Genomic DNA, 23,769 nt, shown 5'->3' with positions numbered 1-23,769 from the left:
TATTCTTTATTTTCCTGCCATTGCGTTACTTGCAATCAGGGCTAGTGCCTATGTACTTAGTGATGCGAATGCATTTAGCAGTTCTTCTTTATCATCGAAGTGATTTCTCACGCCGTTTACCTCTTGATACTTTTCATGTCCCTTACCTGCCAATACTATAATATCGCCGGGTTGCGCCAAATGCACTGCAGTTTTGATGGCCTCGCGACGATCAACAATACTGATGGTTTTGCGCTGGTTAGCCGGATCCACACCCGCTTCCATATCACGGATAATCTGCGCCGGATCTTCGGTTCTCGGGTTGTCTGAAGTGAGGATCACCTTATCGCTCCAATCGCAGGCGGTTTTGGCCATTACCGGGCGTTTGGTTTTATCACGGTCGCCACCACAACCAATCACGGTAATAACTTTTTCAGTTCCTTTGCGGATGTCCTGCACCGTGCTCAATACGTTTTGTACCGCATCGGGCGTGTGTGCATAATCTACAATACCGATAATCTTGTTATCAGATATAGTATAATCGAACCTGCCTTCGGCACCTGATAATTTACTTAAGCTAGTTAATATAGCTGCCTTTTCTTGCCCCAGTAACGTAGCAGCGGCATATACGGCTAAAAGGTTGTAGGCATTAAAGCTGCCCACCATTTTAAACCATACCTCATCACCATCCACATTTAGCAGTAAACCACCAAACTGGTTCTCCAGGATTTTCACCTTAAAGTCGGCCATGTTTTTAAGGCCGTAAGTCTTTTTAGCGGCTTTGCTATTTTGCAGCATCACATTACCGTTTTTATCATCGGCATTGGTTAGTGCAAAAGCTGTTTTGGGCAGCATGTCAAAAAAACCTTTTTTGGCTTTTAAGTAGCCGTCGAACGTTTTGTGATAATCGAGGTGATCGTGCGTAAGATTAGAAAAAATACCACCGGCAAAGGTTAAACCATCAATACGGTGCTGGGCTACAGCATGCGAGCTTACTTCCATAAAGCAGTAATCGCAACCTTGAGCAACCATTTTATCCAGCAACTCATTCAAAACTACCGGATCGGGCGTGGTATGGGTTGATGGTATGACCTGTCCGTTAATCTGATTTTCAACAGTGGAAATTAGCCCGCATTTATAACCTAAATCGCGAAACAACTGGTAAAGCAGCGTAGCCGTAGTAGTTTTACCATTAGTACCGGTTACCCCTACCAGCTTTAGTTTGCCCGATGGACTATCATAAAAGTTGGATGCCAGGATGCCTAATGCTGCGGCTGAGTTAGCTACCATCAGGTAGTCTGCCTCATCGGCCGTATGACCGGGCAGGTCTTCGCAAACGATTACCACGGCGCCATCTTTAACGGCCTGCTCTATAAAGTCATGACCATCAACTGCAGTGCCGCGCACCGCTACAAACAGCGAGCCAGGCACTACCTTGCGCGAATCAAAGACCACGTTAGCGATCTCTACATCGGCAGCACCTTGCAATTCAGTAAAGGCCAGGCCTTCGAGTATGTCGCTTAGGTTTCTCATTCCAGTTCTAAAGTTATTTTGGCTCCTTTAGGTATCATGCTACCACCCGTTACCGATTGTTTAGCCACTACCCCGCTGCCCCGCACCGTTGTTTTGTAGCCGGCATTGCCCATTACGTACAACGCGTCGCTCAGGGTCATTCCGGTTACGGATGGTACAGTGCCTTGTTTAAATTTAATTTCCTGCGATGCAATACCATTGCTGGTATCGGCCGTACGGGGTGTATTCGATGCATACAATGGCTTTACACCCAGTTTTTGGTAAACTTGTTGCACAGCTTTTAAGTTGCCCGTTTTTATTTGCGGCATTTGTGTATTACCAACGTAATGCGATGGCAAGTTTTGGTGCATTTCTAAATCGCTGGAGTATACCTTATCTGCAATTTCCCGAAACACCGGACCAGCCACCAACGCACCGTAGTAACCGTTTTTGGGGTCGTTGATAACTACGATGAGCGAATACTTAGGCTTATCGGCCGGGAAATAACCGGCAAAAGAAGCTTGATATTGCCGCCTGGCTTTGTAACCTTTATTGGCATCAGCCACCTGTGCCGTGCCCGATTTACCCGCAATGCGGTACAAGGGATTATAAATAATGTTTTTACCAGTGCCCTCAGTTATTACACCCTCCATCATTTCCTGCATCTTCTTCAGGGTAACGTCAGAGCATATTTTATCATTAATAACACGAGCTTTAAACTGCTCAACCGGGTTGCCCAACCTTCTGATTTCTTTTACAAAAATTGGCGCTATGTATTTACCATTGTTAGCTATAGCGTTATAGAAAGACAACATTTTTAGCGGCGTAAGCTGCATTTCATAACCATAAGCCATTTGCGGCAGGGTCATGTTTTTGTTCCAGCTCGTATTTTTAGGGTTCTTAACAACAGGTTGCGCTTCGCCCGGAATTTGCAGGCCCAGTTTTTCATTCAAATGCCAATCATACAAGTGATCGGTAAACTTCGATTGATCTTCCTTGTAGCTTTTATTAACCAGGTAGGCAACCGCGGCGTTCGATGACTCTTCAAACGCCTTTTTAACGGTTACCACTCCAATACTCCCGTGCGAATCTTTAATAGTATGGCCGGGTATTTTATAGGTACCTGTACCAACCAGGGTACTGGTGTCAACCATTTTATCTTCAAGCAAGGCCAGATAAGAGGCTATCTTAAAAGTAGAACCAGGGTCCTGATTACCGGCAATTGCATAATTAAATTTTTCCTGATACTCGCCCGGGGCAACCTTTGAGTAATTAGCCACTGCACGAACTTCGCCGGTAGCAACCTCCATTAATATAGCAGCACCATGATGCGCATCACTTTTTATTAATTGCTTTAGTAATGCGTTTTGAACTACATCCTGAAAGTTCACATCAATGGTTGATATAATATCAGCGCCTTCTTTAGGTGCAATTTCTTCTTCCTGATTAACCGGCATCCAAACGCCACCGGCAATGCGCTGCATCAAACGCTTGCCGCTCTCGCCCTCTATATAGCTGGCATAGGCACCCTCTAAACCAACCGGATTTTTTACGTTTTTATTAGAATATCCAATGGTACGCGCGGCCAGCGAACGGAACGGCAAAATACGCTTGTTTTGCTGCACTATGATCAAACCGCCTTTATACCGCCCCATATTAAAAATAGGAAACTTGCGAATCTTCTTTAAATCCTGGTAAGACACTTTGCGGCGAATGAGCTGATAACGCAGGCTATCCTTACGTGCATCACGTAAGATCATGGAATACTCGCGGGCCGATTTATCACCAAAAAACTGGGACATTTTCATGGCCAGCGAGTCGACTTTCTCGTAGAAAACATCATCATCGGCAATGCCGCCGGCTAACATATCCATATGCAGCTCATACTCGGGTACAGAGGTAGCCAATAAACTACCGTCTACCGCAAAAATATTCCCCCGCGCAGCATCAATATTCACATAGCGGGTTGATAAGCTATCAGCCATAGCCTTCCACTTTTTGCCCTGCGCAAACTGCAGATAGCACAGTTTAAAAAACACGGCAAAAGCCAGTACTACAATAAGTCCGAATGCCAGGTAAACACGCAGTAATATATTGGTCCTGATGTTCATTTTACTACCTCCGCATCTGTTAATTTCTGTGGCGGCTCAACCGATTCGGTCACCCCTAATGTATCTGCCCGCTTAGCCACTTCAGTTAGTGTACTCTTGTAAGCCATTTCGGCCTTTGTAGTCTTAAAATCCCAGCTCAACTCTTTTACTTCCTTGCTTAACTTATCAATGTTGCGTAACGTGTTTTCGGCAACATGACGGTTTGCTATATAAACCATTCCTAACAGGGCTAAAAAAAACACAAAAGGCAAAGCCCGGGTAACATCATCAGTAGTGACAACACCCTTGCTTAACAAGTTGGTAAAAAAGTTTTCGGGCACATCCTGCACCGGGCGCTCTTCTACTACAAGCTCCTTTTCAGCTTCTTCTTCCTGAATTTCTGTACGCAAACGGTTACTCATTTCTTTACAGCTATCCTTAGTTTAGCACTACGTGCCCTGTTGTTTTCTTTTATTTCCTCATCAGTAGCGGTAATTGCGCCGCGGCTTATCGCCTCCAGCGGTTTTTGATCGTTACCGTAAAAATCTTTTTCAACCTCGCCGCTAAATTTTCCTTTAGCAATAAAGTTCTTAACCAGCCTATCTTCCAACGAATGATAAGACATAACTACCAACCTACCGCCCGAAACCAGCACATCTGCCGTTTGGATTAAAAAATCCTTTAAAGCCTCCAGCTCCTGGTTTACCTCAATACGCAAGGCCTGAAAAACCTGCGCCAGGTACTTATTCTCTTTACCACGCGGTATTAAACCAGCAATGGCATTTTTCAAGTCGGCCACGGTATCCATCGGGCTGTTTAACCGGGCAGTAACTATGTTACGCGCCAGTGATTTGGCATTTTGTATTTCGCCGTAAATGCCAAAAATGCGATGCAAATCAGCCTCGGCATAAGTATTCACCACCTGCTTGGCAGTCAGTTCTGACGACTGATTCATGCGCATATCCAGCTCCGCATCAAAACGGATGGAAAAACCACGCTCGGCCTGATCAAACTGGTAAGACGAAACACCCAGATCGGCCAGGATCCCATCAACCGGAATAGCCCCATGCAAACGGCAAAAATTCTTCAAATACCGAAAATTCTGATCTACAAACTGAAAGCGCCCATCATCAATAATATTCTGCTGCGCATCCGCATCTTGATCAAAGGCAATCAACCGTCCACCCTCGCCTAAATGCTTCAGAATTTCGCGCGAGTGACCACCACCACCAAAGGTTACATCTACATAGGTGCCATTAGGCTTAATATTCAAGGCCTCAATACACTCCTGAAGCATAACCGGCTTATGATAATTATTCATCACCCCTCCTTCCTAAACCACCCATTACCTCTTCGGCCAGGTTGGCAAAGTTTTCGGGCGCGCTGTCCAGTTGCGCATCATAAGCAGCCTGATCCCAAACTTCTATTTTATTAAACTGACAAGACAAAACCACATCGGCGCCAATACCAGCATACTCCAGCAACGCCTTAGGCAACAACACCCGGTTATTAGCATCAAGCGTTAACTCAGATGCCCCACGGGTAAAGTAGCGTATAAATTCACGGGTACGTTTCTCGTATTGATTAAGCTTACTCAGGTCATCTACAATTTTATCCCACTCCTTGCGAGTATAGATTACCAAATGCTTTTCAAAGCCACGGTTGATCACAAGGCCCTCACGCTCAGCTTCGGGAAGCTGCTTCTTGAGGCCCGAAGGGATCATCATCCGCCCTTTGGCATCCAGTTTACAATCAAATTCTCCTAAAAAGTGGGACATGCAGAGTCTTATCCTAAAATTCCAACGTAAAAGTAACACAGAATTTCCACTTTCCTCCACTTTTCCCCACTAAAAAGTTTTCAACACCCACCGTTCATAACTTTCCTTCCACTAGGCCAAACAATTGACATTTTGCTACCACCAAGCACATTTTCTTATTGAAAAATTGAGTTGTTTTTTAGTTAAAATTTTAATTAAATAATTACAAATCAGCGCTATTTAATCAACATTATCTATCGGCATGCATTTGTCTTTTGTTGGTGACTACATTTCTTCGTCAAGCTGTCTGATCAACATTTAATTGACTGATCGTTAAATACTTGGCCAAATACGCAGCATTATTATCAAATTTGGACCTCGACGGTGTAATGCCCGAGCAATAATGCCTGTTTATATCGGGTTGTTTTGCGGTTTAAGTCGTTAGAATCATGCATCGAACGGAAAACGACACTGATGATTTTGACTACCCTCCAACATCTCATTAAGTCTTTGTGCGTTTATCCGTTTTAAGCAATCTTCTCAGCTATTGGTACTAATACCTTCTGCGTTTAGTGGAATGATGAAGAGGAAATTATGCCTTTCTTAAACCGGACTTTCTTTACTGTATTTAACGCATTTTTGATAAGATGAAAGTTGCACGCATCAAAAAGCACTATTTAAAATCTGCTTAAGCACACTCCTGCAAATTTTATTACCTTTCAGGCAGCTATGATTATTATTATACAGTGCCGCGACCGGGTAGGCCTGGTTTCAGGCATTTCGGGGGCCCTGGCGCAGGCCGGTATCAATATCATCTCGATGGATGAATATGTGGACAAGGCCGAGAACCGCTTTTTTGTACGCGTTGAAGCTGAAGCTCCTGCCAGCCGCCTGCTGGATGAAAGTCAGCTAAGGCAAATATTGCCCGATGACGCCATCATCACTATTAACCCGCTGCCCGAAAAAAAGATAGTGGTACTGGTAACCAAAGAATACCACTGTTTGGCCGATATACTGGTACGTAACTACTTTAAAACTTTAGGCGCAACCGTGTCAGCAGTAATAGGTAACCACGATGTGTTACAAGACATTTGCAAGCGCTTTGACATTCCCTTTCACTATATATCGCATGAACAGCTGAGTAAGCCGGAGTTTGAAGAGGCGGTTGGTGATATAATTGATACCTACCAGCCCGATTTTGTAGTGCTGGCTAAATTTATGCGCATATTATCGCCCACATTTGTGGCTCGTTTTATCAGGCGTATTATCAATATTCACCACTCGTTTCTACCAGCATTTATTGGAGCTAACCCTTACCGGCAGGCGCATGAGCGCGGGGTAAAACTCATAGGTGCCACTGCCCACTATGTAACTAATGACTTGGATGAAGGTCCCATTATAGCCCAGCAAACCATCCCGGTTCACCATGGCTTTACTGCACAGGATATGATGAAAGCCGGACGAGAAATTGAAACCGCCGTACTAGCTAAAGCGCTCCGACTGGTATTGCACGACCGTGTGTTTGTGTACAAGAACAGAACTGTAATTTTTGAGTAATAACTCCTCCAACCTCCCCCCGGAAAGACAGCTTAAAAGAAACAAGAAAATGAAAACGAAAATATTTGTCATCCTCTTTACAAGCGTCTTAGTCATTACAGCTTGTGCAATACAGCATAAAGTGGCAGATCATGAGCGTTTAATTGGCCACTGGATTTTGATAGAAACGTTGAATGACCCTGGTGATGGCAGCGCTAAATGGAAACCACAAACTAAAGCCGACGCTGAGTACATAACTTTTGGCGCGGCGGGACACATAACTGGCAACTCCATTGAAGGAGCTACGGACTACAACATAATTGATAGCAACCATTTGACTATCAATATTAAAGACAATACAGCACCAATTACTTACCGTTATAAAACTAATAACAACACACTGGAACTAAACCCGCCATGCCGCGAAGCCTGCGGCATGCGCTACGTAAAAAGAAAGCGCTAGCCTATTACATTTAAACCGAACCACTATTTTTAGCCCATGGATTATTCGCAAAGCTTACCTAAACTTAACCACGAAGAGATACGCGTGCTGGGCTCGCTGATGGAAAAAAGCCGCACCACGCCCGATTATTACCCCATGACCATCAACAGCCTCACGGCTGCCTGCAACCAAAAATCATCGCGTAAACCGGTGGTACAGTATGATGAGGATACGGTTGTTCGGGCGCTCGATTCGCTTAAGAAAAAGGGCCTGGTTTCGACTGCTACAGGTGGCTCCAGCAGGGCGGTAAAGTACAAGCATAATTTTGCTATCGTGTTTCCAGTCATCCCATCGGAAGTGGCTATTATTTGTTTGTTGCTGTTGCGCGGTCCGCAAACGCCCGGCGAGCTAAACACCAACTCGGGCCGGCTGTATGAGTTTGAAACGCTGGATGATGTACAGCAGGCCTTGGAAAAACTAAGCAGCGGCGACCTGCCCTACCTTACGCTCTTACCACGCCGCAGCGGACAGAAAGAAGCGCGTTACATGCATTTATTAGGCGAAACATTGGAAATACCTGAAGACGACGAACCCGAACTAAACACATCATCATCCGGTTTGGCCGTAGCAGCTTTAGAAGAGCGGGTTGCCCGACTGGAAGAAGAACTGGCTACCATGCGCACTGAATTTGATAAGCTGATGAAAGAGTTAATAGGCTAAGCCTTTATTTCGTTTGCAAATTGCAGCAAATACCTTTAAAGCAACGTATTGTAATTAATTACAACCAGTAAAACCAATACAATAATGAAGCTGTATTTTCTACTTATAACTTTCCTTCTATTGAGTTGCAAAAAGGAAGGAAGCGATACTTTATTAAGTAAACAAATGGTGGGCCGTTGGCAAATGACCAGTTATGGAGGTGGCTTTGACGGGCGTGTATACCGTACCAGTCCTGACTCCGTGGTTATTTTGTTTAAAGCTGATGAAACCTACCAACGGTTCATTGAAGGACGCATAGCCAACACAGGCAAGTACCAGCTCGGCCAAGCACAAAGTATTTTATAGTGGCAAAACCGACAACGCCATTAAATTCGATGATGATGCTATTTGGAACATCATCAACATTAATGGCAATACACTTAACCTCAATCAAAATGCCTATGACGGTGGCGGAGCCTACCACGTTAGGAAAATAGCTTTTAAGACGTATGCGGAACTTTTTTAGCCGTACGTTTGGATATAACCAATCCGGCTATAACCATTATGCCGCCAATAATAGAGTATAGCGTTATCTTTTCGCCGAGCAGGAAGTAGCCGTATATAAAGCCAAGTATTGGTACTAAGTACAGCCATGTACCTGCCGAGACGGTATCGCGCTTAATGAGGTACAGCCACAATAAATTAGCTATAAACGACAGCATTATGATAAGCCAAGCTAATGACCAAAGCAGATTGGCATCCACCCTGTGTATGTGATAGCTGCTGAGCAACCAGCAAAATGGCAGTACCAGCAACCCACCTATAAACACTTGCCATATATTAAACACCATGTTGCTCAGTGCTACATTAACAAACGAGAAGTAAATGCTGCTTAAAGCGTACGATACCATATAGACAACCAACAGCGCAAAACCGGCCGGCGTAATACTGGCCGCAGGCAAGGCGGCCAAAGCGGCCAATAGCAAACCCGAAAAAGCTACCAGCATGCCTGCAATTTCTGCTCGGCTTAGCTTCCGCTTTAAAATAAGGGCTGAGAATAAAGCCATGAGCAAGGGCGCCACTGCCGTAAACAACATACTGATACCTGCTGAGGCGTATTTTTGCGCGGCGAAAAACGATCCAAGGGTGAGCGTGGTGTTCAAAAAGCCGTAAATAATGATAGGTTTCCACTCATAGCGATGCGGCAAAAACCGATGCTTTTTATGCAATAGAAAAAAAGGTGCGAATAAAAATCCGGTAGCAATAAAGCGTATAGCGGCCAGCATTAACGCATCAACTGAGCGCATGCCAAACTTGGCAGCTATAGCCCCACTTGCCCAAAGAACAGCAAATAGTAACCCGGGCAGAACATTTTTATACATGACTGGCAAAGGTAAAATTTTCTGAGAATGCCTAAATGATGTTTAAGAGGCAATGCAATTGCAAACTCGATATAGATGCAAGCCACAGACGAGCCGTCATAGAATTTTAATGTTCCTATTCTACGAGTCTATTTTTGTTTTAACATCGCTAAAGCTAATCTTATAGATACTCATTAATTGTAAGGCCTCAGCTAAACCACCTAAAGATGTAATAATCCAAATGTTATTTTCTCTATGGTTGTTAGCATTTAAAGCAATATATTTATTTAACGTCTTGAGGTTTATATCACCTCCCAACTCTTTTCTACCTCGTTAAAATATAAGTTTGTATCATATAAATAATATGTTGGGTAATCACATACTGCTTCTATTACTAATTTTATTATAGATAAATACCTTTCATCCAAAATAGAATTACACCTTTCTTGTAAAACTAGTACGTCCACAGATTCTTTTACAGCACTCTCACCTTTAAATAACTCGGATGTGCTTTTGAAGTATACACGCGGTGTGTTGCCTTCTTAAAGTCGGTATCTTTAGCTTTCATAATATCCTGAAACTGCTGCGTGTTACGGTCGATAAGCGGAAACCAGGTGCTTTGTACCTGTACCATAATGCGGTGGCCTTTCTTGAAGGTGTGCAGCACATCCTGCAGTTCAAAGTTAACCGGACTTATTTGCCCAGGTATGAATGCGCTGGGTTTATCTAAACCCGTACGGTATTTGCCCCGCATGCTTTCGCTGCGTACCATTTGCTGGTAGCCGGCCATTTGTACACTTGGCCGGGTCCATTTATTGCTGGTGGCGGTGTCGGGGTAAACATCAAGTACTTTTACCACCCAGTCGGCATCTGTACCAGTAGTAGATACTTTAAGGTTGGCCCATATGTTACCGGCCAGGGTTACGTCGTTATTTAAAACGTCGGTTTGGTAGGTTAGCACATCGGGCATGACGGCTACAAAGCGCTGATCGGCCGTCATGTAATCACGCTCCATATCCATTGTTTTTTTACTATAGTAAGGCACTGGTTTATTTGGGTCTGATACAAACTCATTAAACGTATCCTTACCTAAAGCCGGAGCCGTGAACGATAGCTTACCGCCCGGCAAAAAATACAGGAATTGTTCCTTAGCTGGTGCCGGCGGCCAGGTATTATAGGTTTTCCACTGGTTTACACCGGTTTGGAAGGTGGTTATCTTAGGCAGATCGAGTGGCGTACCTTTCAGGTAGTGGCTAAAAAAAGCAAATTCGATGTTGTCGCGGTAATAAGGCGCGGTTGCTCCGCCAAAATCCACATCGCCCAGGTGATCGCCCGCGCCCCGGGCCCAGCCGCCATGCACCCATGGCCCCATAGCAAAGTAAACTGGTGTGTTGGGGTTTTTAGCCGCTAATGTTTTGTAAGTATTAATAGCGCCGTACAAGTCTTCGGCATCGTACCAGCCACCGGTTACCAGGGTAGCCGTTTTAATATCATGCAGGTGCGTAAGCACGTTGCGGTCTTTCCAGTGCTGATCATAATCGGGGTGATTCATCATTTCATTCCACAGGCGGATGGTGTCTTTATAGTATTTGGCGTTGGTATTACGCATGGATCCCATCTTTAAGAAGAAATCATAACCATCATCCGTACCCGGGTCAAAGCTTTTGCCTCGACGTTGGGTAGGCTTATCATCCTGCCGGTTGGTAAAGCCAGGGTAAAAGCCAAAGTTAGCAGCCAAAAAGAAAGCACCATTATGCCAGGCATCATCGCGCCACAAATCGGCAATGGGTGCTTGCGGAGAGGCTGCAACCAGTGCCGGGTGACGGCTTAGCAAAGCGGTGGTAGTATAAAAGCCAGGGTAAGAAATACCCCAAACGCCTAACTTGCCGTTGTTATTAGCTACATTCTTTAATAACCAATCTATCGTATCATAAGTATCGGTACCTTCATCTACATCCTTGTTGGTTTTATGTACCTCCAGTTCAGGCGTCATTTCCTCGTAAATACCTTCGCTCATCCAGCGGCCACGCACGTCCTGGTAAACAAAAATGTATCCATCCTGCATAAACTGCGGCGATGGACCAAGTGTTGGCCGGTATTTATCCGATCCGTAAGGTGCTACGCTATAGCAGGTGCGGTCCATCATGAAGGGATATTTTTTCGATTGGTCTTTAGGTAAATATACCGCCGTGAACAGCTTTTTACCGTCGCGCATGGGTATCTGGTACTCATACTTAGTATAATGATCTTTAATATAAGCCGCATCGGGAGCACCGGTTTGAGCGAAGCCTATGGTGATGAGGAGGGAAAGAACACAGGACAGAAGAATTTTCATAATGAATTTTGGAAACCTAAACATACAAAAAAGACCGCTTTTGTTGAAAGCGGCCTTTTAACTAATCTATGTCATGCCGAACTTGTATCGGCACATTGAATATCACGCAGAGATTGCTTCATTTCCTCGCAATAACGGATATTTTCTTATTTACTCATTTATCGCCTTCACACCCGGCAGCTCTTTGCCTTCCATGTATTCGAGCAAGGCGCCGCCGCCGGTTGATACGTAGCTTACGCCATCTACCAGGTTAAACTTAGCTACGGCTGCTGCAGAGTCGCCGCCGCCTATGAGTGAGAAGGCACCGTTTTGAGTAGCTTCAACCACTGCTTCGGCTACGGCTTTGGTGCCTTTTTCAAATTTTTCCATTTCAAAAACGCCCATCGGGCCGTTCCACAATACGGTTTTTGATTCGGCCACTACTTTGGTAAATGCGGCAATAGAATCCGGACCGATATCCAAACCCATCCAGCCATCTTTAATATCGCTGTTAGAAGCAGTATCGGTATTAGCATCGTTCGAGAAAGCATCCGCAATGATGGAGTCAGTAGGCAATAATAAGTTTACCCCTTTGCTTTTGGCTTTTTCAATCAGTTGCAGCGCCAGATCAAGCTTATCATCCTCAACCAGCGATTTACCAATGTTGCCACCTTGTGCCTTAGCAAATGTATAGGCCATCCCGCCGCCGATAATCAGGTTATCCACCTTGTCGAGCATGTTCTCAATCAGCAACAACTTGTCGCTCACTTTGGCTCCGCCCATAATAGCGGTAAAAGGTTTAGCGGCGCCATTTAAAACTTTCTCGGCGTTGGCAAGCTCGGCACCCATCAGGTAACCAAAGTATTTAGCTTCGGGGAAAAATTGCGCGATGATAGCCGTTGAGGCGTGTGCACGATGGGCGGTACCAAAGGCATCATTCACGTATACATCACCTAATTTTGATAATTTTTCGGCAAAATCTTTATCGCCTTTTTCTTCTTCTTTATAAAAGCGTAAGTTTTCAAGCAACAATACTTCACCATCTTTCAAGGCAGCAGCCTTTTCGGTAGCGTCGGCACCAATACAGTCATCGGCAAACTGCACTTCCTTACCTAATAGTTCAGACAGGTGCGGGATGATGTGCTTCAGTGAATATTTTTCAGTAGGACCTTCTTTTGGGCGGCCCAGGTGCGACATCAGGATCAGCGAACCGCCATCAGCCAGAATCTTTTTCAAGGTTGGCAGGGCAGCGGTAATGCGGTTATCGTCGGTTATATTATAATCTTTATCCAGCGGAACATTAAAGTCAACCCTGATAAGGGCTTTTTTTCCGGCAAAATTGAATTGGTCAATTGTTTTCATGGAGGTTACACTTCAAAATGAGCTGCCAAATTCAGAAATATAATTCATAATCAGTAAGCTAATTTTAAAAAAGTGTGCAGTATACACTAAGGGATTATTTAAATGAGTAGATTCCTGGCCAAAATGCCTTATTATATTATTAAATAGCTTAGATGACCATAGGCGAATTTTATAAGCAACCAGCTGTGATAGAATGCATTAATCAGACCATTATACGTAATGCTGTAAAAATTGGCAACAAAATTGCTTAGATAGATTTGACTTTTGCCACTTTATTTAGTCAGATATTTATTCACCTTACTTAAAAACATTTATTATGATACAGGCAATGCGTTTATTAATAGTTACAGGAATATCGGTAGGTTTGGTTGCATGCCATTCTAACCCTAACTCATCTACTGCTACTACCGCTCCGGTGGTTGCTAAAGTAGACAGCCCAAAAGTTACTCAGGCAGACACAGCAGGGCTTGCTGCTTTTAGAGCAGAAAAAAAGGCTCGTTATGAAGACAGCTTGAAGAATGTAGGTGCCATGCGTGAGCGAAGCCGTACAAAAACAACGTACGCTGCTACACGCCCTAGATCATCTTATACTTCATCGGCATCAAGGTCATCTTATGCTGCATCAGGTTATGGCAGCAGTCCGGCATACCCTACTGCTAAAAAGAAAAGCCATGCAGGACGTAATGGTGCTCTAATTGGTGCTGGTGCCGGCGCTTTAACTGGTGCATTGGTTACCAAGAAAAACAGAGGTGTAGGTGCACTGATTGGTGGTGTTGCAGGCGGCGCCGCTGGCTTTGGTATTGGTAAGATTGTTGAGAAAAAGAAAGAAAAAGATCAGTAATCAATAACTCAGGACACAAAAAAAGCAACCCAATAAGGGTTGCTTTTTTTTATAGACACTTTCCGTATCAGTAGCATGTTTTACAGGCTACAACTGCTACATTATTTTCAAATACATGGCATAATGTGGGCCAATGCCTGGTATGTCAAACTCTTTTGAAACCACTTCGAAACCTACATTACCGTAAAAATTTACCGCTACTTGGCGGGCATTACACCATACGTAGTTCACTTTTTGCCCCCGCAGGTACACAATAGCAAAATTAACCAGTTGGGTACCCAAGCCCTTACCCTGGTATTGCTTTAACGTGGCCATACCGCGTAACTGGTAGCCTCGGCCTTGAAAATCGCCGTAACTCTGTGGATGGAATGAAGCTATACTTACCAATTGCTCCCCATTAAAATATCCTAAATGAAAGCTTTCAGGGTTGTCATCACCTGCAAAGCGGCATTGTTCCAGGGTTAATTTGCCTTCTCTTAAAATTTCGTTACGGATAGGTAAGATATCGTCTTTGGAAATGAATTTTACCACTTAATTATTCGTTATGGAGTTGTTAGTTAATCTATTACGTTAAAATTACAGTCATCTCTAATGTTGAAAATCCTTTCGAACGGACAAACCTATCGCTTTGAAAAATTTCAGGTTAACATTCGAAATTGACATACTCAGTGTAGTTTCTTATCTCAATGCCGCTATACGCTCCACTAAATCGGCCAGGCGGCTACTGTAGCCCATTTCGTTATCGTACCAGCCTACTACTTTTACCAGGCCGCCTACTATAGAGGTTAGCTGGGCATCAAAAATACAACTGTGCGTGTTATCTAATATATCGGTAGATACAATGGGATCTTCGGTATATTCCAAAATATCTTTCATGGGTCCTTGGGCAGCTTGCTTGAAGGCCTGGTTAATAGCCTCTACAGTAGCTTCCGTTTTTAGTGTACAGGTAAAATCGGTTAATGAGCCATTGAGCACGGGTACACGGATGCCCGCCCCGCCCAGCTTACCATCCAGATGCGGAAATATAGAGGTGATAGCCTTGGCCGCACCGGTTGTGGTAGGAATAATAGAGGCCGAAGCTGCACGAGCACGACGCAGGTCTTTATGCGGCGCATCATGCAGGTTTTGGTCACCCGTCATAGAGTGCACTGTGGTGATATAACCGTCGCCAATGCCCCAGTTATCTTCGAGCACTTTTACCAGGGCCGCCACGTTATTAGTGGTGCATGAGGCATTGGAGAGTACCGGCGAGCGCAGATCTATCTGCTCATCATTTACACCCAGCACTACCGTAGGCACCGTTTTACCTCCGGCCGGTGCCGATAAAATCACCTGCTTTGCACCCGCAGCCAAGTGCTGGTTAGCACCATCTAACGAGGCAAATTTACCTGTGGATTCAATCACCAAGTCAATATCCAACTCGCCCCATGGCAAATTAACCGGAATGCTTTCGGCCAGTACCCGTATACGCTTGCCGTTAATGTACAGGCTGGTCTCATCATAATCAACCTGGCCTTTAAAGCCCCGGTGTACGGTATCATACTTAAACAGGTGAGCTAGCGTGTGGGTATTAGTAATATCGTTTATAGCTACCACCTCAACACCCGGCCGGTTTAAAATACTGCGTAAAAATATGCGGCCTATTCGGCCAAATCCATTGATAGCGATCCTCATAGCTCAATCAAAAATCAGCTTGCAAAGCTATAAAATATAAAACTTACACCTGCGCAATAAACACACCGGCCGGTCATAATATAGCTATAACCGTTATAATCCTTAATTTAGCGCTTTAGTTATCTACATCACCACCATGAAAAAACAGTATTGGGCACCGCTCATTTTAGGCATTACCTTACTCGTAACGCTGGTAATAGGGGTGTTTAGCTACATTGCCCCCCCTGCTATTTTCCCCGACCCCAGCTGGGGTTTTCAAACCATGCGATCCATGGAAATGGGCGGCGACTTCAATATGCTGGTTGGGCCCGATCAGGATAATATAAGCAAAGATACAGGCATGTTCCTCACCTGGTGGTCTCCGGGACAATACCTGGTACCTTATTTTTTTAAAACGGTATTTGGCTTAAACACCGGCCAGGCATCTGCTGTTACCAGCGTACTCTGCGAAATGCTGGGCCTGTTTGGCTTTTACGCTTTCTTTAAAAAAGTAGGCTTTAAACCGCTGTTAGCTGCTGCCAGTGTGGCCTTTATAGCCTGCCAGCAATTTTACTACATCCCCTATATATTTTATAATGGCGGCGAGGTGCTCATGTTTGCTTACGCAGGATGGTTCTTGTACGGGTGCTTCTCCTTCAGAAAGATCGATGTGCTCTTGATCCTGTTTGTGTTGATAGCTGGTTGGGTTGGGTTCTTTACCAAGTCATCTATGATGCTGGTGTACATGGCGGGCTTGTTGTGCATGTGGATCAATATTTCACCGCGACGAAAAGACTATGCCGCTTGGCTTAAAAACGGCTTTGCCATAGGCATTCCAGCTCTAATATCGTTGGCCTGCGTTTATCTGTTCTTTTTAAGCAAGGGCGACAATCCTGCCGCTGCCCACAGTGCCGGGTGGCGCGTTATTTGGGAAACGTTTACTTTTCCGCTCGCCTCGCCCCTGCTGGCCGGCTTTTCGGTTGACGAATTAGCGAAAGGACTGGTTTACCACCCCGATGGCCCTATGTTTCCTCACGTTTGGACGGTTATTATTTTGGTAGCTTTGGCTGTAGCAAGCTTGTGGTTGGTGCTGAGCATTGTAAGGCATATACCCCACTCTCCATATAAAATAGCGGTGGCCGTTTATTATATCGTATTTGTATTATTTTTCGGCTATTCATTCTTCAGGCAGGCGGCTATATCATACGAGGGGCGGCATTTCAGGCTGGTGGGTTTGCTGGTGATACCCGGCGCTTTGTATCTGGTGAGCAGGGCCGGGCTATTTTATAGGGCAGCTTTTGCAGTGTTATGGGTGTTTATAACCTTTAGCAGCTTTAAATCCTTAATTCACGAATACCATTACAACAGTACAGAAGGAGTACGCGGCCCTAGCGGCTTAACACAGCAATTTATTGACCAGCCCACGCTCAACTACCTTTTACAGGCAGATAACCGCGAGCGCGACGGTATTTTTGTTTTTACCAGCGCCGATATAGGTTTGGAGATACGCCACAACCGCATAATTACAATTGAGCCTATTGGTTTGGATGTGAAGGTAGATTACCAGGATTATCTGTATAATGGTCATGCCGGACCGCTACACATCGTATTACCTGCCGATTATGAGCAAAATGGCCGGGCACAGTTTATCCTCAAATGCTTTCCGGGTTACAAGGGGTTTGTTACCAAGAAGTTGAGTGAGGATTATACCGTTTTTGAAGCGAGGTAAAGCGTGCCAACCTTTGCAGAATATGGTTGTGCTGATGAACTTAGGCTTGTGTAAGGCGTAAGTGGGTTAGTACTAATGGGCTTAAAAGTAAGCTTACCAATACTAATTCAACATTTAATGCAAAAGCTAACGGTTTCCTTTATTTATTAATCTCTATCCACAACAAATCTTTCAACGCATCCAACCCTTGTTGGGCTACGGCTGAGATGAACACCGAGGGGATGTTGGTTGGCAATTCAGCTTTCATTTCCTGCTGCAATTCTTCGTCCAGCATGTCTGATTTGGTGATGGCAAGTACGTGAGGTTTATGTGAAAGTTCAGGATTGTACTCCTGAAGTTCATTTAATAAAATGGCGTACTCTTCTTTAATAGTGCGGTTGGTGTCAGCCGGAATCATGAACAACAGTACTGAGTTACGCTCAATGTGACGCAAGAAGCGGAAGCCCAAACCTTTGCCTTTTGATGCGCCTTCAATAATGCCCGGTATATCGGCCATTACAAATGATTTGCCGCCACGGTAGGCCACAATGCCTAAATTAGGTACCAGCGTGGTAAAGGCATAATCGGCAATCTCGGGCTTAGCAGCCGATACTACAGATAATAAGGTTGATTTACCGGCATTAGGGAAACCTACTAAACCTACATCGGCTAATAACTTTAACTCTAATATATTCCAGTGTTCCTGTCCGGGTTCGCCGGGTTGGGCAAAGCGCGGGGTTTGCTGCGTGGCCGATTTGAAGTGCCAGTTACCTAATCCGCCGCGGCCGCCGTCAGTTAATATTTTAGTTTCGCCATCTTTGGTTATTTCAAAGATTACTTCGCCGGTCTCGGCATCCTTGGCTATAGTGCCCAGGGGCACTTCCAATATCTCGTCGCGGCCGGTTTTGCCTGTACACAAGGCGCTGCCACCGCTTTCGCCATCGCCGGCTATAACATGCTTACGATATTTAAGGTGCAGCAAGGTCCACAACTGGGCATTGCCTTTTACAATTACATGCCCGCCGCGGCCACCATCACCACCATCAGGACCGCCCTTGGCCGTGTGTTTATCGCGGTGTAAGTGCGCCGAACCACCTCCACCTTTACCTGAACGGCAGCAAATTTTTACGTAATCGACGAAATTGGAACCTTGACTCATGTGCTATTCTTTTTCAAATTCCGAATATCAACCCGAAACTGCTTTTTTTACTATTGCCATTACAAGTGCTAATAGGATATCTTGTTACTGGTTGTTCATCCTTTTGTACAAGATCTCTCACTATTATTCGAGATGACAGTCGTATTTATATTATAAATGTCTTAAAACAACAATTTCGGATTCAAACAGTTCGTTGTGACCCGTCTAAATCCGAAATCGCGAATGCTGTATTGTTATTTCTTAATACTGCTCCACCACAGCACTCACAGCGCTGAAAATATCGTCAATACCACCTATACCGTTAATGCTGGTAAACTTACCCTGTGCTTTGTAAAACTCGGCAACGGGGGTAGTTTTGCTGTTGTACTCGTTGATACGTTTACGGATGATTTCCGGATTGGCATCATCGGGTCTGCCAGAATCCTTACCGCGTAACAGCAGGCGGCTTTCCAGTTCCTGATCGTCAACCACCAAAGCAATCATACCTGATATGCTGGTATTTTTACCTTCTAACAAAGTATCCAGTGCAGCGGCTTGCGCTACCGTACGTGGGAAACCGTCGAAAATAAAACCTTTAGCATCGGGATTGGCGTCGAGCTTATTGCTTATCATACCAATAACTACTTCATCGGGAACCAAAACACCTTCATCCATCAACTTTTTAGCTTCGAGGCCTAAAGTGGTACCCTGTGCAATTTCATTACGTAATATGTCACCGGTTGAAAGGTGGATTAAGCCGTATTTTTCAATCAGTTTTTGAGATTGTGTTCCCTTGCCAGCCCCGGGCGGGCCAAACAAAACTAAGTTCAGCATCCTTTGATTTTAAATTTAAATAAAAAGCCTTTCTGCAATTATACGGAAAGGCTTTATGATTAAAAAGTGCACTCGAAGGGAGTCGAACCCCTAACCTTCTGATCCGTAGTCAGACGCTCTATCCAATTGAGCTACGAGTGCTTCCTGAAACGGAATGCAAAAGTAGCATATTTTGCCATTCCGTTCAAATATTTTTTAAAATTTACTGTAACTTTTTTTCAATTGCATTAAAATCAGGCAGATCGCCAGCTGATTCCAACACCTCTGCATATATGATACGCTGTTCTTCGTCGATTACAAAGGCTGCACGCTTGGATACACCTTTTAATCCAAATACAAATTCATCGTAAATAGCGCCATAATCGGCAGACGCCTGCTTATTGAAGTCAGACAGCAGCGGAAACTGGTATTCGTTCTCTTCTTTAAACTTAGCCAAGGTAAAAGGCGAATCAACTGAAATGCCTAAAACTTGGGCATTAATGCCTTCATAAAAACCAAAATTGTCTCTAAGCGTGCAAAGCTGCGTAGTGCAGGTACCGGTAAACGCCATAGGAAAAAAGTGAAGAACCACTTTTTTGCCTTTAAAATCAACTAATGATATTTCTTTTAAATCAGATGATATGAGTGTAAACTGCGGGGCCACCTGGCCAATAATTAATGACATAGGTTAATCTTATTTTACCTCAAAATAAACACTTATAACTGTAATTAACTATAGCCTGGCGCTATAAGGAGCAATTATGAGATTACATTAACCAAACTTAACTTACAAGCTAACGTTGATTTGTTAAAATTTACTGCAATGAAAGCACTGGTAATAACCAAACCGGGGGGCCCGGAAGTACTACAGATAAGAGACAGACCTGTACCCCAGCCTAAACCGCATGAAGTGCTTATTAAAGTAGCGGCCGCAGGTATAAACAGGCCCGATGTAGCACAGCGTAAAGGCGCATATCCACCACCGCCCGATGCACCGCAAGATATACCCGGCCTGGAGGTTGCCGGTACAATTGAAGCTATTGGTGATGCGGTTACCCTTTGGCAAACCGGCGACAAGGTTTGCGCACTGGTGAGTGGCGGCGGTTATGCCGAATATTGTACAGCACCTGAAGGGCAGTGTTTACCCGTTCAGCCAAACCTGACTTTGACCGAGGCCGCATCCTTACCCGAAACGTTTTTTACGGTATGGAGCAATGTTTTTGATCGCGGCCGTTTGCAACCAGGCGAAAGTTTATTGGTGCATGGGGGCAGCAGCGGCATTGGGGTAACGGCCATACAAATGGCTAAAGCGCTTGGCAGCGTCGTTTATGTTACCGCAGGTAGCGATGATAAATGCCGTTTTTGCGAGCAGTTAGGTGCCACCAAAGCAGTTAATTACAAAACTGAATACTTTATACATACCATAGCACAACTTACCGGCGGCAAAGGCGTAAATGTAATACTGGATATGATAGGCGGCGATTACACCCAGGGCAATATCCAATCGCTTGCTGAAGAGGGCCGGCTGGTGCTGATTAACACCATGAAAGGCAAAGACGTGCAGGTAGACCTTTCCATGGTAATGCGCAAGAGGCTTTTCATCACTGGTTCAACGCTTCGGCCAAGGGATAGGCCATTTAAATCGGCCATTGCTACGGCATTAAAAAAAACTGTTTGGCCCTTGATCGAAGCAGGGCAAATTAAGCCGGTTATCCATCAAACATTTGCAGCACAGGACGCCGCAAAAGCGCATGCGTTAATGGAAAGCAGCACACATATAGGCAAGATTGTGCTGGAATTTAGTTAGCCATAGCTTATAGTTGGACGTTTATGGCAAAATAAAAATGGTTGATGGTTAATGATGCTAACCAGTAGCTACCATGAACCATCAACCATTAAAATAACTTAACGGGTATTACTTTACCGGGAAAATGACGCTATTAAAGCTGTTTACATCGGCCTGCGGAATATTTGACCCATATTTGGTATTGATGGCTTTGATAAACTCATTAGCTTCGATAGCATAACCTTTAGGGGTTAAATGCACCCCATCCAGCGAAAAAATACCGCCGCGTACAAAATCGGCGCTTAAGTTTACACCATTTATTAATAAGCCTTTCTGCTTTAAAGCATTCAAGAAGGTAAAGGCATCAAACACAGCTAATCCTTTATTATTAGCTATTGTGTTAATGCTTTGATTATATGAGTTTACATAATCTCTAACTCTAGCAGCTTCTATTGGGTCTAAAATAAACTCATTCTCTATAGGATTTGATGGTGAGAAGCCATAACCCGTTGCTAACCGGTCGGTTGGGAATTTAAGGGTCACCAAGTCAGTAGCTGTTGCTGCACGGGTTTCATAGGTACCGTCGGCTTTAGAGGCCCTAACCCACAATGCAGTAAGTGTAGGAACGGCCTTTTGTGCGCCAGCTAGCAAAGCTGGTATAGTAACCGTATTAAAAAACGGAATTGCACTTACATCGGGAATGGTAGCCACTGCCCCTTTTTTGCCACCTGCTGTTAACCGTTCAATAACAGTGGTTAAGGCTGTTGTAAATTGACTTTTATCAGTCAAACTACTATTAGGATATTTAACAATGTCTCCACCGGCTGTTGCATAGCCTAATGCATCGTTGTTACCCAACCAGCATGTAAAAAAGGTATAAGGCTTCGCTGTAACGTAATCTAAGTAAGGCGTGTTAGCTAACGGAACAGATGCTGCAAGCAAACGCTCGTAATATCCATTTAAATTACCGTAAGCTGGAAAACCCGGTGCGGTTATTCCAGCAGCATCGGTAAGTTTAATACCTGGTATACCATAATTACTATTGTCGCCTGCATACTTTGTATACAACTCGCCGCCCGTTATGGGGTTAGCGCCACGTATAGCGGTTCCGGCCACCTTGGTAATATTGGGTGTACCATCAGCATTAAAACTAATTATATTACGATAACCCGATCCGCTGGCCTGCGCCTCGCTGAACAGTGGCTGTGCAAAATTACCGCCACCAACAGCTTTCAATTGCTGAGCAATAATATTTGGAAAAGAGTTGATCTGTCCGCTACGATACAAACCATCATCGGCATAACCGGCAGTTTGTGAGTCACCTACGGCAATGTAGGTTGTAAAATCGGCCGAGCCGCTGGTAGCCGGAGCTACATCGACAGTGGGTTTACAGGCGGCTAAAACCAGCAAACCCGCTAAAAATATATTTTTGTAATTATTTAGTTTCATCTTAAATCTCTTTTAATGTGTATTAATTTCCCTTCCCATGGAGGCCTAGCAGGGCGCTGTTTACCAATGATAAACCAACGCTACACCCGGTATATACACATTGCTTTTAAACGTTCCTGATAATTGTGTTTCGATATTGGTTTGTGTACGGGTACCGAGGCGCTCGTATTCAAAAGACAGGTCTAAATCAAAATGCTTGTTAACCAAGTAACTTAAGCCCGCAGTGTAAAAACTGCGGTTGGCATCGGGCACTTCCGGAGTTACATAACCATCCCTAACAGGGGTTGAGGCATAACCGCCACCCGCACGTAACATCAATTTATCAGTTGCCTTATACTGGGCACCCACACGTAAGCTTACTGCATTTTTGTAATTACGTGGCGAGTAAGTATCCTGCAAGGTTGTGGTGTTATTGCCATAATCAAAAGCCAAGGCTTTGTAAGTATCAAAATGCACGTAGTTGGCATCAAAAGCTACCAGCCATTTTTGCGCAAAGCTGTAACCAAAACCTATGGAGGTAGTTGCAGCCAAAGGCAGCTCGGCTTTAAATGTGTTAGGGCTTGGAAAACTGGTTTGTAAACTTCCCGGCACTGTAAGTACAGCATCTCCATCGTTTAGCTTAGTATTTACTTTTGAGCGGTGGGTAATACCAATAGTTAATCCTTTCTTGGTGTCAATAAATACCCCAGCGTTAAAGCCGTAGCCATTACCGCCACCTTTCAGTTCTGCTTCGCCCTGCGGATTGTTTGCATCTGCCAGCGGAATGGCACGTTTAAGGTTTACGCTGCCATGGTTGTACACAAAACCGGCACCTACGCTTATTACATCGCTTATTTTGTAACTCACTGTAGGCTGAAAAAAGATGGTTTTCAGGTCGAGCGAAACTAAAGTGTACTTACCCGGCCAATTAGTGCCCCAGTCGGTTAAACCACCATATGGCGTGTAAACGCCTAAGCCTACTTTCCATTTAGCGGTCTTAGGTCCCCAAACGGCATAAACGTTAAATGGCGGCGCTATTTTATCGGCCGTGTTGTATTGTACGTTAGAGCCGGTGGCTACAAACCCCGATTTGAACATAAGCGGACTTATGCCTGCCTGTACATAATTTTCGGATAGTTTGGCAACAGCGCCGGGGTTAAAAAACACCGAGGAACCATCCAACAACAAACCGGTACCCGTATGGCCCATCCCAATTTGCTTTTGGCCTTCCAGGTTAACCTGAAAGCCTTGTGCAAAAACCGAAAATGGCACGCAAGCCAGCATCAGCAGTATAATTTTTCTCATAATTAGAAATTGGTTTTATTTAACTGACAATTTTTATAAAAAGGC

At 44.5% G+C, this 23,769-nt stretch carries 22 protein-coding genes and 1 tRNA gene; 7 read left to right on the top strand and 16 right to left on the bottom strand.

From position 1 onward, the window contains the following. Window positions 1-48: 48 nt before the first annotated feature. Genes ABDD94_RS06095 through mraZ form a run of 5 tightly spaced genes read right to left on the bottom strand, consistent with a single transcriptional unit; the run spans window position 49 to window position 5,359 of the window. Window positions 49-1,512 carry a UDP-N-acetylmuramoyl-L-alanyl-D-glutamate--2,6-diaminopimelate ligase gene (locus ABDD94_RS06095; RefSeq protein WP_345955101.1) on the bottom strand — a complete coding sequence of 488 codons (1,464 nt, stop codon included), beginning with the start codon at window positions 1,510-1,512 and terminating at the stop codon, window positions 49-51. Then, window positions 1,509-3,602: a penicillin-binding protein gene (locus tag ABDD94_RS06090; protein WP_345955100.1), complete on the bottom strand. Its 2,094-nt coding sequence runs from the start codon at window positions 3,600-3,602 to the stop codon at window positions 1,509-1,511. The genes ABDD94_RS06095 and ABDD94_RS06090 overlap by 4 nt, the downstream gene beginning before the upstream one ends. Further along, window positions 3,599-4,003, bottom strand: coding sequence for an FtsL-like putative cell division protein (locus tag ABDD94_RS06085; protein WP_345955099.1), 405 nt, complete (start codon window positions 4,001-4,003; stop codon window positions 3,599-3,601). Before ABDD94_RS06085 ends, ABDD94_RS06090 begins: the two co-directional genes overlap by 4 nt. After that, window positions 4,000-4,905, bottom strand: a complete 906-nt coding sequence (rsmH, locus tag ABDD94_RS06080; protein WP_345955098.1) for a 16S rRNA (cytosine(1402)-N(4))-methyltransferase RsmH — start codon at window positions 4,903-4,905, stop codon at window positions 4,000-4,002. Before rsmH ends, ABDD94_RS06085 begins: the two co-directional genes overlap by 4 nt. Further along, window positions 4,895-5,359: a division/cell wall cluster transcriptional repressor MraZ gene (gene mraZ, locus ABDD94_RS06075; protein ID WP_345948420.1), complete on the bottom strand. Its 465-nt coding sequence runs from the start codon at window positions 5,357-5,359 to the stop codon at window positions 4,895-4,897. Before mraZ ends, rsmH begins: the two co-directional genes overlap by 11 nt. A 708-nt stretch (window positions 5,360-6,067) precedes the next feature. On the opposite strand from mraZ, the gene purU reads away from it, so the two are divergent. The 4 genes from purU to ABDD94_RS06055 all read left to right on the top strand — a co-directional run bounded on the left by purU (window position 6,068) and on the right by ABDD94_RS06055 (window position 8,381). Beyond that, a complete protein-coding gene (gene purU, locus ABDD94_RS06070; RefSeq protein WP_345955097.1) occupies window positions 6,068-6,895 on the top strand; it encodes a formyltetrahydrofolate deformylase in 828 nt (275 codons plus the stop codon). A gap of 49 nt (window positions 6,896-6,944) precedes the next feature. Next, on the top strand, window positions 6,945-7,337 hold the full coding sequence (locus ABDD94_RS06065; protein WP_345955096.1) for a hypothetical protein: 393 nt from the start codon (window positions 6,945-6,947) through the stop codon (window positions 7,335-7,337). Window positions 7,338-7,373: 36 nt separating this feature from the next. Further along, the gene (locus ABDD94_RS06060) at window positions 7,374-8,036 is read left to right on the top strand and encodes a YceH family protein (protein WP_345955095.1); all 663 of its coding nucleotides are present in this window, start codon (window positions 7,374-7,376) and stop codon (window positions 8,034-8,036) included. Between the two features lie 84 nt (window positions 8,037-8,120). Then, a complete protein-coding gene (locus tag ABDD94_RS06055) occupies window positions 8,121-8,381 on the top strand; it encodes a hypothetical protein (RefSeq protein ID WP_345955094.1) in 261 nt (86 codons plus the stop codon). Between the two features lie 134 nt (window positions 8,382-8,515). On the opposite strand, the gene ABDD94_RS06050 is transcribed toward ABDD94_RS06055, so the two are convergent. The 3 genes from ABDD94_RS06050 to ABDD94_RS06040 form a co-directional block, all read right to left on the bottom strand. After that, window positions 8,516-9,397 (bottom strand): DMT family transporter, encoded by an 882-nt coding sequence (locus ABDD94_RS06050; protein WP_345955093.1) that lies wholly within the window; start codon window positions 9,395-9,397, stop codon window positions 8,516-8,518. A 454-nt stretch (window positions 9,398-9,851) separates the two neighbouring features. Further along, a complete protein-coding gene (locus ABDD94_RS06045; RefSeq protein WP_345955092.1) occupies window positions 9,852-11,711 on the bottom strand; it encodes a CocE/NonD family hydrolase in 1,860 nt (619 codons plus the stop codon). A 150-nt stretch (window positions 11,712-11,861) separates the two neighbouring features. Next, window positions 11,862-13,052 (bottom strand): phosphoglycerate kinase, encoded by a 1,191-nt coding sequence (locus tag ABDD94_RS06040; RefSeq protein ID WP_345948428.1) that lies wholly within the window; start codon window positions 13,050-13,052, stop codon window positions 11,862-11,864. A gap of 328 nt (window positions 13,053-13,380) precedes the next feature. On the opposite strand from ABDD94_RS06040, the gene ABDD94_RS06035 reads away from it, so the two are divergent. Further along, a complete protein-coding gene (locus tag ABDD94_RS06035; protein WP_345955091.1) occupies window positions 13,381-13,893 on the top strand; it encodes a glycine zipper domain-containing protein in 513 nt (170 codons plus the stop codon). A 96-nt stretch (window positions 13,894-13,989) separates the two neighbouring features. Here the strand turns inward: ABDD94_RS06035 and ABDD94_RS06030 are convergent, their stop codons facing one another. Then, window positions 13,990-14,424 carry a GNAT family N-acetyltransferase gene (locus ABDD94_RS06030; protein WP_345955090.1) on the bottom strand — a complete coding sequence of 145 codons (435 nt, stop codon included), beginning with the start codon at window positions 14,422-14,424 and terminating at the stop codon, window positions 13,990-13,992. Window positions 14,425-14,571: 147 nt separating this feature from the next. Continuing rightward, entirely contained in the window at window positions 14,572-15,567 is a 996-nt protein-coding gene (gene gap, locus ABDD94_RS06025) for a type I glyceraldehyde-3-phosphate dehydrogenase (RefSeq protein ID WP_345955089.1), read from the bottom strand. Between the two features lie 136 nt (window positions 15,568-15,703). Between gap and ABDD94_RS06020 the strand changes: the two genes are divergently transcribed. Beyond that, window positions 15,704-17,275: a hypothetical protein gene (locus ABDD94_RS06020; protein WP_345955088.1), complete on the top strand. Its 1,572-nt coding sequence runs from the start codon at window positions 15,704-15,706 to the stop codon at window positions 17,273-17,275. Window positions 17,276-17,414: 139 nt separating this feature from the next. On the opposite strand, the gene obgE is transcribed toward ABDD94_RS06020, so the two are convergent. The 4 genes from obgE to ABDD94_RS06000 all read right to left on the bottom strand — a co-directional run bounded on the left by obgE (window position 17,415) and on the right by ABDD94_RS06000 (window position 19,890). Then, window positions 17,415-18,413 (bottom strand): GTPase ObgE, encoded by a 999-nt coding sequence (obgE, locus tag ABDD94_RS06015; protein ID WP_345955087.1) that lies wholly within the window; start codon window positions 18,411-18,413, stop codon window positions 17,415-17,417. Between the two features lie 240 nt (window positions 18,414-18,653). Further along, on the bottom strand, window positions 18,654-19,226 hold the full coding sequence (locus ABDD94_RS06010; protein WP_345955086.1) for an adenylate kinase: 573 nt from the start codon (window positions 19,224-19,226) through the stop codon (window positions 18,654-18,656). A gap of 67 nt (window positions 19,227-19,293) precedes the next feature. Then, window positions 19,294-19,367, bottom strand: a tRNA-Arg gene (locus ABDD94_RS06005). 61 nt (window positions 19,368-19,428) lie between these two features. After that, window positions 19,429-19,890 (bottom strand): redoxin domain-containing protein, encoded by a 462-nt coding sequence (locus ABDD94_RS06000; RefSeq protein WP_345955085.1) that lies wholly within the window; start codon window positions 19,888-19,890, stop codon window positions 19,429-19,431. Between the two features lie 138 nt (window positions 19,891-20,028). Between ABDD94_RS06000 and ABDD94_RS05995 the strand changes: the two genes are divergently transcribed. Then, the gene (locus tag ABDD94_RS05995) at window positions 20,029-21,012 is read left to right on the top strand and encodes an NAD(P)H-quinone oxidoreductase (protein WP_345955084.1); all 984 of its coding nucleotides are present in this window, start codon (window positions 20,029-20,031) and stop codon (window positions 21,010-21,012) included. A gap of 108 nt (window positions 21,013-21,120) precedes the next feature. Here ABDD94_RS05995 and ABDD94_RS05990 read toward each other — a convergent pair whose 3' ends face one another. Both ABDD94_RS05990 and ABDD94_RS05985 read right to left on the bottom strand, forming a co-directional pair. Continuing rightward, window positions 21,121-22,440, bottom strand: a complete 1,320-nt coding sequence (locus ABDD94_RS05990) for an SGNH/GDSL hydrolase family protein (protein WP_345955083.1) — start codon at window positions 22,438-22,440, stop codon at window positions 21,121-21,123. Between the two features lie 60 nt (window positions 22,441-22,500). After that, window positions 22,501-23,724, bottom strand: coding sequence for an outer membrane protein transport protein (locus tag ABDD94_RS05985; protein WP_345955082.1), 1,224 nt, complete (start codon window positions 23,722-23,724; stop codon window positions 22,501-22,503). Window positions 23,725-23,769 lie beyond the last annotated feature (45 nt).

Origin of the sequence: Mucilaginibacter sp. PAMB04168, assembly GCF_039634365.2 — a bacterium.
GTDB lineage: Bacteria > Bacteroidota > Bacteroidia > Sphingobacteriales > Sphingobacteriaceae > Mucilaginibacter.
This window is presented reverse-complemented; position numbering and strand designations above follow the sequence as displayed.

Bases quoted from the DNA above. Each gene is read 5' to 3' on its own strand.
- ABDD94_RS06000 (WP_345955085.1), bottom strand. From the start codon at position 19,890: ATGTCATTAATTATTGGCCAGGTGGCCCCGCAGTTTACACTCATATCA.
- gap (WP_345955089.1), bottom strand. From the start codon at position 15,567: ATGAGGATCGCTATCAATGGATTTGGCCGAATAGGCCGCATATTTTTA.
- ABDD94_RS05990 (WP_345955083.1), bottom strand. From the start codon at position 22,440: ATGAAACTAAATAATTACAAAAATATATTTTTAGCGGGTTTGCTGGTT.
- ABDD94_RS06010 (WP_345955086.1), bottom strand. From the start codon at position 19,226: ATGCTGAACTTAGTTTTGTTTGGCCCGCCCGGGGCTGGCAAGGGAACA.
- purU (WP_345955097.1), top strand. From the start codon at position 6,068: ATGATTATTATTATACAGTGCCGCGACCGGGTAGGCCTGGTTTCAGGC.
- mraZ (WP_345948420.1), bottom strand. From the start codon at position 5,359: ATGTCCCACTTTTTAGGAGAATTTGATTGTAAACTGGATGCCAAAGGG.
- ABDD94_RS06035 (WP_345955091.1), top strand. From the start codon at position 13,381: ATGCGTTTATTAATAGTTACAGGAATATCGGTAGGTTTGGTTGCATGC.
- ABDD94_RS06090 (WP_345955100.1), bottom strand. From the start codon at position 3,602: ATGAACATCAGGACCAATATATTACTGCGTGTTTACCTGGCATTCGGA.
- ABDD94_RS06045 (WP_345955092.1), bottom strand. From the start codon at position 11,711: ATGAAAATTCTTCTGTCCTGTGTTCTTTCCCTCCTCATCACCATAGGC.
- ABDD94_RS06095 (WP_345955101.1), bottom strand. From the start codon at position 1,512: ATGAGAAACCTAAGCGACATACTCGAAGGCCTGGCCTTTACTGAATTG.
- ABDD94_RS06020 (WP_345955088.1), top strand. From the start codon at position 15,704: ATGAAAAAACAGTATTGGGCACCGCTCATTTTAGGCATTACCTTACTC.
- ABDD94_RS05995 (WP_345955084.1), top strand. From the start codon at position 20,029: ATGAAAGCACTGGTAATAACCAAACCGGGGGGCCCGGAAGTACTACAG.
- ABDD94_RS06065 (WP_345955096.1), top strand. From the start codon at position 6,945: ATGAAAACGAAAATATTTGTCATCCTCTTTACAAGCGTCTTAGTCATT.
- ABDD94_RS06050 (WP_345955093.1), bottom strand. From the start codon at position 9,397: ATGTATAAAAATGTTCTGCCCGGGTTACTATTTGCTGTTCTTTGGGCA.
- ABDD94_RS06060 (WP_345955095.1), top strand. From the start codon at position 7,374: ATGGATTATTCGCAAAGCTTACCTAAACTTAACCACGAAGAGATACGC.
- ABDD94_RS06040 (WP_345948428.1), bottom strand. From the start codon at position 13,052: ATGAAAACAATTGACCAATTCAATTTTGCCGGAAAAAAAGCCCTTATC.
- ABDD94_RS06055 (WP_345955094.1), top strand. From the start codon at position 8,121: ATGAAGCTGTATTTTCTACTTATAACTTTCCTTCTATTGAGTTGCAAA.
- ABDD94_RS06085 (WP_345955099.1), bottom strand. From the start codon at position 4,003: ATGAGTAACCGTTTGCGTACAGAAATTCAGGAAGAAGAAGCTGAAAAG.
- ABDD94_RS05985 (WP_345955082.1), bottom strand. From the start codon at position 23,724: ATGAGAAAAATTATACTGCTGATGCTGGCTTGCGTGCCATTTTCGGTT.
- obgE (WP_345955087.1), bottom strand. From the start codon at position 18,413: ATGAGTCAAGGTTCCAATTTCGTCGATTACGTAAAAATTTGCTGCCGT.